The organism is Streptomyces sp. NPDC021224 (genome assembly GCF_044332905.1).
Lineage (GTDB): Bacteria > Actinomycetota > Actinomycetes > Streptomycetales > Streptomycetaceae > Actinacidiphila.
On record NZ_JBIRPW010000005.1, the window covers coordinates 190148 to 203672 of the forward strand.

12 protein-coding genes and 1 tRNA gene are annotated in these 13525 nt (G+C 72.4%); 4 read left to right on the plus strand and 9 right to left on the minus strand.

From position 1 onward, the window contains the following. Positions 1-142 precede the first annotated feature (142 nt). A complete protein-coding gene (locus tag ACH4PY_RS15115; RefSeq protein ID WP_398181311.1) occupies positions 143-3079 on the plus strand; it encodes a glycoside hydrolase family 48 protein in 2937 nt (978 codons plus the stop codon). Positions 3080-3279: 200 nt separating this feature from the next. Here the strand turns inward: ACH4PY_RS15115 and ACH4PY_RS15120 are convergent, their stop codons facing one another. Then, complete coding sequence (locus ACH4PY_RS15120; protein ID WP_398181314.1) at positions 3280-3927, minus strand: NADPH-dependent F420 reductase; 648 nt, start codon at positions 3925-3927, stop codon at positions 3280-3282. Positions 3928-4014: 87 nt separating this feature from the next. Between ACH4PY_RS15120 and ACH4PY_RS15125 the strand changes: the two genes are divergently transcribed. Then, the gene (locus ACH4PY_RS15125; protein WP_398181318.1) at positions 4015-4476 is read left to right on the plus strand and encodes a winged helix-turn-helix transcriptional regulator; all 462 of its coding nucleotides are present in this window, start codon (positions 4015-4017) and stop codon (positions 4474-4476) included. Here ACH4PY_RS15125 and ACH4PY_RS15130 read toward each other — a convergent pair. The 3 genes from ACH4PY_RS15130 to ACH4PY_RS15140 all read right to left on the minus strand — a co-directional run bounded on the left by ACH4PY_RS15130 (position 4451) and on the right by ACH4PY_RS15140 (position 6642). After that, on the minus strand, positions 4451-4834 hold the full coding sequence (locus ACH4PY_RS15130; RefSeq protein ID WP_398181321.1) for an NUDIX domain-containing protein: 384 nt from the start codon (positions 4832-4834) through the stop codon (positions 4451-4453). The genes ACH4PY_RS15125 and ACH4PY_RS15130 overlap by 26 nt on opposite strands. 78 nt (positions 4835-4912) lie before the next feature. Then, complete coding sequence (locus ACH4PY_RS15135; RefSeq protein WP_398181325.1) at positions 4913-5245, minus strand: nuclear transport factor 2 family protein; 333 nt, start codon at positions 5243-5245, stop codon at positions 4913-4915. Further along, complete coding sequence (locus tag ACH4PY_RS15140; RefSeq protein ID WP_398181328.1) at positions 5242-6642, minus strand: MFS transporter; 1401 nt, start codon at positions 6640-6642, stop codon at positions 5242-5244. The genes ACH4PY_RS15135 and ACH4PY_RS15140 overlap by 4 nt, the downstream gene beginning before the upstream one ends. A 79-nt stretch (positions 6643-6721) precedes the next feature. On the opposite strand from ACH4PY_RS15140, the gene ACH4PY_RS15145 reads away from it, so the two are divergent. Then, positions 6722-7432 carry a TetR/AcrR family transcriptional regulator gene (locus ACH4PY_RS15145; protein WP_398181331.1) on the plus strand — a complete coding sequence of 237 codons (711 nt, stop codon included), beginning with the start codon at positions 6722-6724 and terminating at the stop codon, positions 7430-7432. A gap of 196 nt (positions 7433-7628) precedes the next feature. On the opposite strand, the gene ACH4PY_RS15150 is transcribed toward ACH4PY_RS15145, so the two are convergent. From ACH4PY_RS15150 to ACH4PY_RS15160, 3 genes are all read right to left on the minus strand, one after another. Continuing rightward, a tRNA-His gene (locus ACH4PY_RS15150) sits at positions 7629-7704 on the minus strand. 126 nt (positions 7705-7830) lie between these two features. Next, a complete protein-coding gene (gene orn / locus ACH4PY_RS15155) occupies positions 7831-8448 on the minus strand; it encodes an oligoribonuclease (protein ID WP_398181333.1) in 618 nt (205 codons plus the stop codon). Positions 8449-8453: 5 nt separating this feature from the next. Further along, the gene (locus tag ACH4PY_RS15160) at positions 8454-9788 is read right to left on the minus strand and encodes a helix-turn-helix domain-containing protein (RefSeq protein ID WP_398181336.1); all 1335 of its coding nucleotides are present in this window, start codon (positions 9786-9788) and stop codon (positions 8454-8456) included. Between the two features lie 772 nt (positions 9789-10560). Between ACH4PY_RS15160 and ACH4PY_RS15165 the strand changes: the two genes are divergently transcribed. Next, the gene (locus ACH4PY_RS15165) at positions 10561-11082 is read left to right on the plus strand and encodes a universal stress protein (protein WP_398181339.1); all 522 of its coding nucleotides are present in this window, start codon (positions 10561-10563) and stop codon (positions 11080-11082) included. Positions 11083-11240: 158 nt separating this feature from the next. Here the strand turns inward: ACH4PY_RS15165 and glmS are convergent, their stop codons facing one another. Beyond that, entirely contained in the window at positions 11241-13055 is a 1815-nt protein-coding gene (gene glmS, locus ACH4PY_RS15170) for a glutamine--fructose-6-phosphate transaminase (isomerizing) (protein WP_398181342.1), read from the minus strand. A gap of 115 nt (positions 13056-13170) precedes the next feature. Next, complete coding sequence (locus tag ACH4PY_RS15175; RefSeq protein WP_031514749.1) at positions 13171-13446, minus strand: hypothetical protein; 276 nt, start codon at positions 13444-13446, stop codon at positions 13171-13173. Between the last annotated feature and the right edge of the window lie 79 nt (positions 13447-13525).

A 13525-nucleotide genomic window follows, 5' to 3' on the forward strand; every position in this document is an offset into this window, starting at 1 on the left:
GCAGGCGCCCCAGCAGGGCTTTGTGCTTCACCTCTTGACAGGTATTCGGCAACGCCTTGATGGTGGGAGCGCTCCCACTGGTTCACAGCTCAGACGCACCACTTCCATCCCCCCACACACCAGCGCGAGGAGGACCTCCCGCATGGCAAGAGGAAGACCGATCCTGAGAAGGCCGGGACGGCGGGTCACGAAACTGCTCACGGCCCTGGCGGCCGCGCTCGCCCTGCCGCTCGGCATGACGGTGGCGGCCGGCGGTTCCGCGCACGCCGCGGGCCTGTCGTGCAGCGTCGACTACACCACCCAGGACTGGGGCTCCGGCTTCACCGCCAACGCCAAGATCACCAACCTGGGCAGCAGCGCGATCAGCGGCTGGACGCTCACGTACTCCTACACCGGCAACCAGACGCTGCAGAGCGGCTGGAACGGCACCTGGTCGCAGTCCGGCAAGGCCGTCACCGTCAAGTCGCTCGACTGGAACGGGACGATCGCGGCCAACGCCAACGTCACCACCAGCGCCAACTTCAACTACAGCGGCACCAACACCGCGCCGACGTCCTTCAGCGTCAACGGCACGGTGTGCGGTGGCGCGCACCAGGCGCCGCTGCCGGTGCTCACCAGCCCGTCGGCCGGTGCCACCTACAGCGCGGGCGCCACGATCCCGCTGGCCGCGACCGCGGTCGCGGCGGACAGCGCGACGATCACCAAGGTGGAGTTCTACAACGACACCACGCTGCTGGGCACCGACACCACCTCGCCGTACACGTTCAACTGGGCGAGCGTCCCGGCGGGCGACTACTCGGTCTACGCCAAGGCCTACGACAGCCTGGGCGCTTCCGCCGAGTCGACCCCGGTGGGCGTGCACGTCGCGAGCGGCCCGGCGATCGTGGCCTCGCCCACGACGCTGTCCGTCCAGCAGGGCAAGACCGGCACGTTCGGCCTGAAGCTGTCCAGCGCCCCGGCGGCCAACGTGACGGTCGCCGTCGCGCGGACCGCTGGCAACAGCGGGCTGAGCGTCCAGTCCGGGGGGAGCCTGACCTTCACCCCGGCCAACTGGTCGACGGCGCAGAACGTGACCGTCGCGGCCGACGCCTCCGGCACCGGTTCGGCGACCTTCTCGGCCACCGCCACCGGCTACAGCACCGCGACGGTCTCGGTCAGCGAGATCGCCGCGACCGGTGACTACGCGGCGCGCTTCCTGTCGCTCTACACCAAGATCACCGACCCGTCGAGCGGCTACTTCTCGACCGACGGCATCCCGTACCACTCGGTCGAGACGCTCATGGCCGAGGCCCCGGACTACGGTCACGAGACCACGTCCGAGGCGTACTCGTACATGATCTGGCTGCAGGCCATGTACGGGCAGGTCAGCGGTGACTGGAGCAAGTTCAACGCGGCCTGGGGCACCATGGAGAAGTACATGATCCCCACGCACGCGGACCAGCCGTCCGGCAGCTCGTACAACCCCAACTCGCCGGCCACCTACGCCCCCGAGCACCCGCTGCCGAGCGACTACCCGTCGCAGCTCGACAGCAGCATCAAGGTCGGCGTGGACCCGATCGCGGGCGAGCTGAAGTCGGCCTACGGCTCGGACGACATCTACGGCATGCACTGGCTGGAGGATGTGGACAACATCTACGGCTACGGTGACACGCCCGGTGGCGGCTGCGAGCTCGGCCCGACGGCGAAGGGCCCGTCGTACATCAACACCTTCCAGCGCGGCGCGCAGGAGTCGGTGTGGGAGACCATCCCGCAGCCGACCTGCGACGCGTTCAAGTACGGTGGCAAGAACGGTTACCTGGACCTCTTCACGGGTGACTCGAACTACGCGCAGCAGTGGAAGTACACCGACGCCCCCGACGCCGACGCGCGCGCCATCCAGGCCGCGTACTGGGCCGACCAGTGGGCCACCGCCCAGGGCAAGAAGGCGGACGTCTCGGCGACCGTCGCCAAGGCCGGCAAGATGGGCGACTACCTGCGGTACTCGTTCTTCGACAAGTACTTCAAGAAGATCGGCAACTGCACCAACCCGAGCACCTGCGCGGCCGGCACCGGCAAGGACAGCGAGCACTACCTGCTGTCCTGGTACTACGCCTGGGGCGGCTCGTCCGGCACCGGCGGCGGCTGGTCCTGGCGCATCGGTGACGGCGCCTCGCACTTCGGCTACCAGAACCCGCTGGCGGCCTACGCGCTGACCACCGACACGGCGATGGCCCCGAAGTCCGCGACCGGCAAGGCCGACTGGACCACGAGCCTCAGCCGCCAGCTGGAGTTCTACCAGTGGCTGCAGTCCTCCGAGGGCGCCATCGCCGGTGGCGCCACCAACAGCTGGGACGGCGCCTACGCGCAGCCCCCGGCCGGCACGCCCACCTTCTACGGGATGGCGTACGACTGGGAGCCCGTCTACCACGACCCGCCGTCGAACCAGTGGTTCGGCATGCAGGCCTGGTCGATGGAGCGCGTCGCGGAGTACTACCAGCAGACCGGTGACGCCAAGGCCAAGAAGATCCTCGACAAGTGGGTCACCTGGGCCATGTCGCAGACCACCATCAACGCGGACGGCACCTTCAAGATCCCGTCCGACCTCCAGTGGTCCGGCCAGCCGGACACCTGGAACGCGTCCAGCCCGGGCAGCAACGCCGGTCTGCACGTGACGGTCTCGGCCTACGGCAACGACCTGGGCGTCACGGCGGCCTACGCCAAGACGCTGTCCTACTACGCCGCCAAGTCCGGCAGCACGGCCGCCAAGACCATGGCCAAGCAGCTGCTCGACGGCATGTGGACCAACTACCAGGACCCGCTGGGCATCGCGACCCCGGAGACCCGGACCGACTACAACCGGTTCGACGACCCGGTCTACGTGCCGTCCAGCTTCTCCGGCACCATGCCCAACGGCGACAAGATCAACTCCAGCTCGACCTTCATCGAGCTGCGGTCCTTCTACAAGAACGACCCGAACTGGCCCAAGGTGCAGGCCTACCTCGACGGTGGCGCGGCGCCCACCTTCACCTATCACCGCTTCTGGGCCCAGGCCGACATCGCCATGGCGATGGGAGCCTACGGTCTGCTCTTCGGCGCGTGATCCGTACTCCCGGCGGGAGCCGGGGCGGGAGATGACCCGGGCCTCCTGACAGTCGCCCGGCCGCCCCGCTCCCTCCGGGACCCCGGCCGCGGCCCCGCACCTCCCTGGGCACTGGGAGGGCGCGGGGCCGCGGTGTTGCTCCGGTACGCCACGCCGCCGGGGGCGCACGGGGAGCGCTCCCGGCGGCGTCCCCCGTGCCCTCACGCCAGGAGGCTCGGCACCTTCACCGGGACGCCCGGCACCGCCGTGGACGGGTCCACGCCCGCGAAGACCAGGCCGATGACGAATCCGGCCACCTCCTCCAGCTGCCGGGCCCGGCGCAGCGGTCCGACCACCGCAGGCCGCCCGCCCGCGTCCTCCACCAGCCTCGCGGCCGCGGCGAGCGCCCCGGCGTCGTCCCCGGCCATCGCCACGGTGACCGGCTCGCGCCCGCCGCTCCACTGGTCGGAGGCGAAGAGGTGGAAGGCCTTGACGACATGTGCGCCCGGCGCGAGGTCCGCGACGTGCTGGGCGGCGGAGCGCCCGTCGCCGGTGAGGAGTTCGCCGACCCCGTGCGCGACCGCGTTGGTGGGGTCGATCAGCGGCGTGCCGGCCAGCGTCCCGTCCGCCGCGCCCGCGAGGCCGAGGATGTCCGCGAGCCCCTCCCACGCCACCGCGACGAGCACCGCGTCCGCCCCCTCGACGGCCTCCCGCGGCTCCACCGCGGCCGCCGCCCCGCCCATCGCCGCCGCCGCGTCCCCGGCCCGCGCCCGCGACCGCCCGCCGACCCGTACCTCGTGCCCCGCACGCCCCCACGCCGCGCCCAGCGCGACCGCGAGCGTGCCCGTGCCCAGAATGCCGATCCGCATGTCCTGCTCCCCTCAGACGGTTTTCCAGGACCGTAGGCGGGCCGATACGCACCACCCGGTAGGAAACGGCTGCGGCACCATGGGGGCATGACGAGCCGGACCGCACCCGACCCCGCGACGGCGGACCCCGCCGCCTCCTGCCCCGCGGCCACCCCGCAGCCGCAGCCGCCCGGCCCGCCCTTCCTCGCGGACTGCGGACTGCGCGCGGCGACCGACCTGCTGGCCCACACCTGGGACGCGGTGGTGCTGGCCGGCCTGCGCCCCGGCCCGCGCCGCCGCCGCGACCTGCTGGCGTGGCTGGGCGGGGTGAGCGACAAGGCGCTGACCGAGACCCTGCGCCGCCTCCAGGCCAACGGCCTGGTCGCCCGGCGGGCCCACCCCGCGGCCCCGCCGCACGTCGACTACGCCCTCACCCCGCTGGGCGTGACCTTCGTCGACGGCCCCCTGCACGCCCTGGCCGCCTGGACCCGCGCCTACGCCGACGACCTGCTGGCCGCGCAGGAGCCCGGTCCGGCCGAGGGCGTCAGGCCAGCAGCCCGGCGTCCCTGAGGTCGTCGAAGAGCAACCGGTCCACGGGCGGGACCAGTTCCCGGTGGGCGTAGGAGAACCAGGCGATCTCCTCGATCTCGCTGCTGGGCGCCAACTCCCCCCGGTAGTCCGCGGTGTAGCAGGCCATCCGTACGAGAGCGTCCCCCGCCGGCGCCTCGTACGTACCCGTGTGCGCGGCCGTCGCCGGGTCCAGCGCGACGTCCAGCTCCTCCCGGATCTCCCGGACGAGCGTCTCCAGGTCGCTCTCGGCGCCCTCCCGCTTCCCCCCGGGCACGTAGAAGACGTCCTTGCCCCGCGGCCGCGCGCACAGCACCCGCCCGCCCTCGGTCCGCACCCACGCCACCGTGTCGATCAGCACCGCCGCGCCCTCTCCTCGTCGAAGTACCCCCCGACCGTACGGCGTCGGGGGGTGCACGGCGTCAGGACCCCGGGCGCGTCACACGAAGAAGCCCACGACGCTGCGGATGCGGTCCCCGGCGAACTCGGCCACGTCGTAGCCGGTGGCGACGTCGCCCAGCCGCCAGGTGAACAGCGCCCGGTCGTGATGGACGCCGATGACGTCGCCGAGGGTGAAACGCAGGTCGCCGAGCTTGGTGTGGGCCAGGCCGATCGCCTCCGACAGCGCGGCGCGGCCGTGCAGCCCGGCGTAGTCGGGGTCGGAGTAGAAGCAGTCGTCGGTGAGGACGGCGGCCGCCAGCTTCTCGCGGGCGGCGGCGTCCCGCTCGTTCCAGACGGCGATGTAGGCGTCGATCAGGTCGGTGGTGCTCATCGGTTCGCTCCTTCGAGGGCGGGGGACGGGTCGGCCTGCGGACGAGGCCGCGGGGGTTCGAGGACGAGGGCGATCAGGCCGGCGACGACGGTCACGGCCGCGGCCGTCCAGCCGGCCGTGTGCAGACCGTCCAGCGGGCGCCGCGCGCCGGTGGTGAGGGCGACGAAGGCCGCCAGGCCCATCGCGCCGCCGATCTCCTTGGCGCTGCTGGCCAGTCCGGAGGCGACGCCCTGCTCGTGCGGGGCGACACCGGAACCGGCGGAGGCGAAGAGGGTGACGAAGGCGACGCCGCCGAACAGGCCCCACACGATGCTGCCGGGCAGTAGCGTCCAGAAGCCGCCGCCGGAGGTGGTGCCCGCGACGACCACGGCGATCCCGGCGCCGGTACCGGCCAGGGAGACGGCGAGCGTGCTGCGGACCCCGAAGCGGGCGAGCAGCACCGGGGTGGCCTTGAGGGCGGAGAACATGCAGGCCAGTGTCAGCGGCAGGAAGGTCAGTCCGGTCCGCAGGGCGCTGTAGCCGAGCACCGGCTGCAGGTAGCAGGTCAGGATGTAGAAGCCGCCGCCGAGCGTGCCCTGGAAGAGGGCGATCACGACCATCGTGGTGGCCAGGTTGCGGCCGCGCGCCAGCTTCAGCGGGATCAGCGGGTCGCGGGTGCGCGCCTCCACGGCCAGCAGCAGGCCGATCAGCACCGCCCCGGCCGCCAGCGCCCCGGCGCCGCGCAGCGACAGCCACCCGGCCTCGGGGCCGCCGGCCAGTCCGAGGACCAGGAGCACCGACCCGGCGGTGGCCAGCACCGCGCCGGGGACGTCGAAGGAGCCGCTGGTGCGGGGCGGGTCGGCGGGCAGCAGCCGCGGGGCGATCAGCGCGCAGCCCAGCGCGAGGGGCACGTTGACGAAGAACACCCACTCCCAGCCCAGGTAGTTGGTGAGCACCCCGCCCAGCAGCGAGCCCGTCGCCAGGCCTGCGCTGCCCGCCGTGCCCCAGGCGGCGAGCGCCCGGTTGCGCTCCGGCCCCTCGGCGAAGCCGCGGTAGATGAGGGTGAGCGTCGCCGGGGTGAGCAGCGCCCCGCCCGCGCCCTGCACCGCGCGGGCGGCGATCAGCACGCCGCCGTCCGCCGCGAGGCCACCGGCCAGGGAGGCGACGGCGTACAGCGCCAGCCCGGTCATGAACATCCGGCGGGCGCCGAGCCGGTCCACCGCCCGCCCGCCGAACAGCAGCAGCCCGCCGAGCCCGACGGCGTAGGCGCTGACCACCCACTGCACGGACTGCGGGGTGAAGCCGAGCGCGTCCCCGATGTCGGGCAGCGCCACGTACACGATGTTGTAGTCGAGAGCCACGATGAGCTGCGTCAGTGCCAGCAGCCCAAGGCGTAGCCGGGCCCGGTCCAATGTCACTCCTAGAGCCGTGAAATTACTACACGCCGTTCAATGAACGACACGCCGTACAGTAACCCAACCCTGTAGAGTGTCAACCGTGACCGAGAAGCCCGTGAGCCGCCGCGAGCGGATGCGCGCCCAGACCACCGCCGAGATCAAGGCGATCGCGCTCCGGCTCATGGCCGAGGGCGGCCCCGACGCCCTCTCGCTGCGCGCCATCGCCCGCGAGATGGGGATGACGGCCGGCGCGATCTACAGCTACTTCCGCACCCGGGACGACCTGGTCACCACGCTGATCGGCGACGTCTACACCGCCGCGGTGGACGGCGCCGAGGCCGCCCGCGACGCCGTCCCCGAGGATCGGCCGGGCGCCCGCATCCTGGCCTGGGCGCAGGCGATGCGCACCTGGGCGCTGGCCGACCCCGCGGGCTTCAAACTCATCTACGGCGACCCCGTCTCCGGCTACCGCCCGCCCGACGACGGACCGGGCGCCACCGCCGAACTGCGCGCCTGTACCGGCCTCGTCGACCTCGTCGCCGCCGCCTGGCCGACAGCCGGCCCGCTCCAGCCGGACGGCCCCGCCTACACCTGGGACGACTTCGACGCGGGCCTCACCGCCCACGTCCGCACGGACTTCCCCGACCTGCCGCCGTCCGGCCTCGCCCTCGCCCTGCGCGTGTGGGGCCGCATGCACGGCCTCATGGCCCTGGAGATCTACGGCCACCTGCGCGGCCTCGTCCACGACCCGGCGACCGTCTACCGCGACGAGATGCACGCCCTCGTGACGTCCCTCGGCCTGACCGCGTGAGCCCCGGCGCGTCCAGCGCTTTATCGCCTCGGACCCCACCCCGCCACCCCCGGCGGCGTTTTCCGGCCCATCTCGACCGGGCCGCAGGTGACACCCTGTCGGATCCGCGCGGACGCCGGGAAGGCGCGGCGCGCCCGCGCACGGGGGGCCCGGAACGGCTGAGGCCCCGGACCGCTTGCGCGGGCCGGGGCCTCGGTGGGGTGAGTGACGGGACTCGAACCCGCGGCATCCTGGACCACAACCAGGTGCTCTACCAGCTGAGCTACACCCACCATCGGTGCTGCGTCGCCCCGGTGATCTTGCCGGGGTGGCGCCGCCTCGAAAAGTGTACAGGGTGGCGAGGGGTGGTCGCGCCCTGCTTTTGCGCGGGTCCCCCGGGGGCCCCGCGCGGGGTGGGGTCAGTGCACCGCGGGGCCCTCCGACGGGAGGACGTGGCGGGCGGCGATGGCGCGGGCCGTGTCCGTGTCGGGGCCGGGCTGCGGGACGAAGACGGCCTCGCGGTAGTAGCGCAGCTCGGCGATGGACTCGCGGATGTCGGCGAGGGCGCGGTGGTTGCCGTTCTTCTCGGGGCTGTTGAAGTAGGCCCGCGGGTACCAGCGGCGGGCCAGCTCCTTGACCGAGGAGACGTCCACGATCCGGTAGTGCAGGTGCTGCTCCAGCGTGGGCATGTCACGTGCGAGGAAGCCGCGGTCGGTGGACACCGAGTTGCCGCACAGCGGCGCCTTGCGCGGCTCGGCGACATGCGTGCGCACGTAGTCGAGCACGATCCGCTCGGCCTCGGCCAGGGCCATCCCGCCCGCCAGCTCCTCCAGCAGGCCGGAGGCGGTGTGCATGGCCCTGACCACGTCCGGCATGGTGTCGAGCGCCTCGGCGGGGGGGCGGATCACGACGTCCACCCCCTCCCCGAGCACGTTCAGCTCCGAGTCGGTGACGAGGGCGGCCACCTCGATCAGCGCGTCCTGCGCCAGTGACAGCCCCGTCATCTCACAGTCGATCCACACCATCCGGTCGTTCATGTGTCTCACCCTACGGGGCGGTCACGCGGTCCCGGCAGTGCGGCGCCCAGACCGCGTGCGCCCCGCAGCCGGGAGCGGGCGGGCCCGTCCTGCGGCTCACCCCGGCCCGGCTGGTCGGGGACCCGCGCGGCGTACGCGTCGCTCTCCGGTTTGCCCGGCACCGCGAGCACCTGCGAGACCGGTGCGTGGTGCCCCGCCAGCGCCGCCGCCCCGGCCGGGGCGGGGCCCCGGCGCAGCGCGGACAACTCGGCGGGCGCCGGGTGCCGCTCCGGCTCGTCCTGCGGCCTGCGGGCCCGGTAGGCGGCCCGGTAGGACGCGGGGGAGGAGCCGAGCTGCCGCCGGAAGTGGCCGCGCAGCGCCACCGGGGAGCGGAAGCCGCAGCGGCCCGCGACCTCGTCCACCGAGTAGTCCGACGTCTCCAGCAGCCGCTGCGCCTGGAGCACCCGCTGGGTGATCAGCCACTGCAGCGGCGCGCTGCCGGTGAGCGAGCGGAAGCGCCGGTCGAAGGTCCGCCGGCTCATGTACGCGCGCGCGGCCAGCGCCTCCACGTCGAACTGCTCGTGGAGGTGCTCCAGCGCCCAGGCGACGACCTCGGCGAGCGGGTCGGCGCCGATCTCCTCGGGTAAAGAGCGGTCCAGGTGCCGCTGGCCGGTCTGCCAGTCCGACCGGCGCGGCGGTACGACCAGCCGCCGGGCGAGCGCGGCGGCCGCCTCACCGCCGTGGTCGGTGCGCACCACGTGCAGGCATAGGTCGATGCCGGCGGCGGTGCCGGCCGAGGTGAGCACGTCGCCGTCGTCGACGAACAGCTCACGCGGGTCCACGTGCACGGACGGGTAGCGCTTGGCGAGCGTGGGCGCGTACATCCAGTGCGTGGTGGCGGGCCTGCCGTCCAGCAGCCCGGCCGCGGCCAGCACGAAGGCGCCGGTGCACAGGCCGATGATGCGGGCGCCCTCCTCGTGGGCGCGGCGGATCGACTCCAGCGCCTCGGGTGGTGGGGCCTGGGAGATCGACCGCCAGGTCGGCACGACGACCGTGCCGGCCCGGGAGAGCGCCTCCAGGCCGTAGGGCGCGGTCAGTTCGAGACCGCCGGTGGTGCGCAGCGGTCCGTCCTCGCCGGCGCAGACCAGCAGCCGGTAACGCGGTACCCCGGCGTCCTGGCGGTCTATCCCGAAGACGGACAGCGGTATGGAACTCTCGAAGATCGGGCCACCGCTGAACAGCAGCACCGCGACGACTTCCGGTCGCCGGCGCGCGGAGAGCTTACGGATGGCGCGAGGCGATGCCGATGGTGCCTGCGACGGGCTCTCCGTCGCCGTAACGGAACCGGACTCCTGGCTCATGGAGCTCAAGCCCCCCTCGAATCGACGCGTCGTCACCTCGGTCCTGCACGTACCCCCCGCGCGGCCACCCAAGATCAAATCTACTGTGTCAGGTGGGGCGTCAGTGACGTCTTTGTCACCTGACGGCAAATCGACAAGACAACGTGGCGTAAAGCATTCGATCACGAAGCGTTTCACTCGTTGAGCGCTGAGGGAAGTACGCCTCCCGTCACTTCGGCCACGCAGTGGCTCAGCCGCGACACGCCGCATCGTAGAACCGCAGGTGACAGAGGTGTTAGTGGGCGTCCGACCGAACACCGTTGCACAGCAAAGAAGTTGGCCGAAAATCGACGTTGAGGAGCGCGGGGCGCGTACAAGGCGCCCGCGCGTGCGCGGGGCGGCTCCCAGGCGCGCCGGTAACTGCCGCACGGAACGGGTGAATCCGGCGGATATCCCATGGCCGCAGCGGGTATGACCGTCTCACGGCGCACGGCCGCCCGCGGGTGAACCGATGCGCCCCCGGGATGCTCCGGTGCGCCGCGCCGTGCCGCCGGTTGGCGGGATGGCGTTGCGCTCGCGGCGCCGCTCCGGCATTCTCCTGGGAACTCCGGGTACCCGACTCGGTGGAGACGCTGCCGAACCTGTGCAGGCGGTCCTTACAGCCGTACTCTGGAGAGAGTGGGACGGGAAGTGGCGAACTGGCCCAAACCGGCCGGTCCGGCGGACCGACCCACGCGCCCCGTCCCGTCCGCTGCTCGGCGCGTCAGCGCCGCCCTCGCCGAGAATCCGCATCATGGCCGGTCATGACTTCCCCGAGCCCGCCGATCGCAGGCCGCTGGCCGAATCGGCAGCGGCGCTGCCCGAACAGGCGCCCGCCCGGCAGCCCTGCGATCCCGCCTTCCGGCACGGTGTCGTCGTCGGCTTCGACGGGTCCGTCTCCAGCGAGCGCGCGCTCGCCTACGCCGTCGGCATGGCCCGCAGGACGGCGTCAGCCCTGATCATCGTGCATGTGGCCAACCGGCTGCCGGCCACGGTGTGGGCGGGCTGCGAGCCACCGGTCTTCGTCGACGTCCCCGACCACCGCACCGAGGTGCTCGGCCTGGAGCTGGCCTGCTCCGACCACCTCGCCGAGATCTCCTGGGTGCTGGTGGAGCGCGGCGGCGACATCTGCCACGAGCTGGAGGAGGTCGGCCGGGAGTACGAGGCCGACGCCATCGTGGTCGGCGGCACGCACGGGCTGGCCGGGCGGATCTTCGGCTCGGTCGCCGGCCGGCTCGCCCGCCGGGCCCAGCGCCCGGTCGTCGTCATCCCGTAGCGCGCCCGCTCCCGCCGCTTCGCCGCACCCTTGGCCGCACCCGGCGTCACCCGTTCGGCCGTCATCCGTACGAGTGTGGTCCGCGCGCGCCGGGCGTGCCCGCCTACGCGATCGGGCGCGGGGGCGTACGACCGCGTACGCCCCCGCGCCCGGTGCGGCTACTCCACGGTGACGGACTTCGCCAGGTTGCGCGGCTTGTCGATGTCACGGCCCAGCGCGAGCGCGGTGTGGTAGGCGAACAGCTGGAGCGGGATGCCCATGAGGATGGGGTCGAGCTCGTCCTCGTTCTTCGGGACCACGATCGTGTGGTCCGCCTTCTCCTGCACCTGGTGGGCGACCGCCAGGATCCGGCCGTTCCTGGCCTTGATCTCCTCCATGGCGGCGCGGTTCTTCTCCAGCAGGTCGTCGTCCGGCACGATCGCGACGGTCGGCATCGACGGGTCGATCAGCGCCAGCGGCCCGTGCTTGAGCTCGGAGGCCGGGTAGGCCTCGGCGTGGATGTAGCTGACCTCCTTGAGCTTCAGCGACGCCTCGCGCGCGACCGGGTAGCCGCGCACCCGGCCGATGAAGAGCATCGAGTGCGCGTCGGCGTAGGACTTCGCCAGCTGCTTGATGTCCTCCTCGGTCTTGAGGATCTCCTCGATCTGCGCCGGCAGCCTGCGCAGGCCCTCGATGATCCGCCGCCCGTCGGTGACGGACAGGTCGCGCACCCGGCCCAGGTGCAGCGCCAGCAGCGCGAAGGCGACGACGGTGTTGGTGAAGCACTTGGTGGACACCACGCACACCTCGGGCCCGGCGTGCACATAGGTGCCGCCGTCCGCCTCGCGGGCGATCGCCGAGCCGACGACGTTGACCACGCCCAGCACCCGGGCGCCCTTGCGCTTGAGCTCCTGTACGGCCGCGAGCACGTCGTAGGTCTCGCCGGACTGCGACACGGCGACGTAGAGGGTGTCGGGGTCCACCACCGGGTTGCGGTAGCGGAACTCCGAGGCGGGCTCGGCGTCCGCGGGGATGCGCGCCAGCTCCTCGATCAGGCCCGCGCCGATCTGCCCGGCGTGGTAGCTGGTGCCGCAGCCGAGGATCTTGATACGGCGCACGCTGCGCGCGTCCCGGGCGTCCATGTTGAGGCCGCCCAGGTGGACGGTCGCGAACCGGTCGTCGATCCGGCCGCGCAGCACCCGGTCCACGGCCTCGGCCTGCTCGAAGATCTCCTTGTGCATGTAGGTGTCGTGGCCGCCCATGTCGTACGACTCGGCCTCCCACTCCACCGTGGTCGGCGTCGCCGTCGTCTGCGAGCCCTCGGTGGTGTAGGTGCGGAAGTCGTCGGCCTTGAGGGTGGCCATCTCGCCGTCGCCGAGGGTCACGACCTGCCGGGTGTGGGCGACGAGCGCGGCCACGTCGGAGGCGACGAACATCTCCTTCTCGCCGATTCCCAGCACCACGGGCGAGCCGTTGCGGGCGACGACGATACGGCCCGGGAAGTCCTGGTGCAGCACGGCGATGCCGTACGTGCCCTCGACCGACCGCAGCGCCTCGCTGACCTTCTTCTCCAGCGTCTCGGCCGCCGACCGGGCGATGAGGTGGGCCAGCACCTCGGTGTCGGTCTCGGAGGCGAAGACGACGCCCTCGGCGGTGAGCCGGATGCGCAGCTCGGAGGCGTTGTCGATGATGCCGTTGTGGACGACGGCGACCTTCTCCTCGCCGTCCAGGTGCGGGTGCGCGTTGACGTCGCTGGGCGCGCCGTGGGTGGCCCAGCGGGTGTGGGCGATGCCGGTGGTGCCCGCGAAGCGCTTGGGGATCCGCGACTCCAGCTCTCGCACCCGGCCCTTGGCCTTGACCGTCCGCAGCTCGCCCGACTTGCCGGTGATGACGACGCCGGCCGAGTCGTAACCGCGGTACTCCAGCCGCTGCAGACCCTCCAGCAGCAGCGGTGCCACGTCACGCTTGCCGATGTACCCGACGATTCCGCACATGAGCCGTCCGTCCCTCTCCGTCGTCCTGCGCTTGTCCCTGAAAGCCCTGGTGCCCTGGTGCCCCGATGTTCCGGGAGCCCCGCTCGCCCCGCTCGCCCTGGTGCCCGGCGGCCCCTCAGCCGTAGACGATGCGCCGCAGCTGGCGCTGGGAGAGCGCGGCGGGGGCCACCGCGCGGTGCGGCAGCTCCTCGCCGATCCGCGCGAAGATCTCCGCGTTGACCAGGCCCTTCGCCTGGAGCTCGCGGTGTCTGCGGCGGACGAACTCCTCCGTCGTCTCGTCGAAGTACGCCAGGACGTCCAGGACGACCCGGGAGGCCTCGCCGCGGTGCAGCGGCGTGGTGCGCACCAGGTGGTCGATCAGGTCGTCGTACGGGGTCCGGCGTTCGAGCACCCGTTGATACTGGTGTGATGATCTTTGCTTTGCAAGAATCCTGCCCGATTCCGGGCAGGAAGGTGGGTCAAGAACGGCC

Excerpts from the sequence above, each read along its gene's own strand:
- ACH4PY_RS15115 (WP_398181311.1), top strand. The coding sequence starts at position 143 with ATGGCAAGAGGAAGACCGATCCTGAGAAGGCCGGGACGGCGGGTCACG.
- ACH4PY_RS15120 (WP_398181314.1), bottom strand. The coding sequence starts at position 3,927 with ATGCGGATCGGCATTCTGGGCACGGGCACGCTCGCGGTCGCGCTGGGC.
- orn (WP_398181333.1), bottom strand. The coding sequence starts at position 8,448 with ATGAACGACCGGATGGTGTGGATCGACTGTGAGATGACGGGGCTGTCA.
- ACH4PY_RS15125 (WP_398181318.1), top strand. The coding sequence starts at position 4,015 with ATGACGAGCCGGACCGCACCCGACCCCGCGACGGCGGACCCCGCCGCC.
- ACH4PY_RS15165 (WP_398181339.1), top strand. The coding sequence starts at position 10,561 with ATGGCCGGTCATGACTTCCCCGAGCCCGCCGATCGCAGGCCGCTGGCC.
- ACH4PY_RS15160 (WP_398181336.1), bottom strand. The coding sequence starts at position 9,788 with ATGAGCCAGGAGTCCGGTTCCGTTACGGCGACGGAGAGCCCGTCGCAG.
- glmS (WP_398181342.1), bottom strand. The coding sequence starts at position 13,055 with ATGTGCGGAATCGTCGGGTACATCGGCAAGCGTGACGTGGCACCGCTG.
- ACH4PY_RS15135 (WP_398181325.1), bottom strand. The coding sequence starts at position 5,245 with ATGAGCACCACCGACCTGATCGACGCCTACATCGCCGTCTGGAACGAG.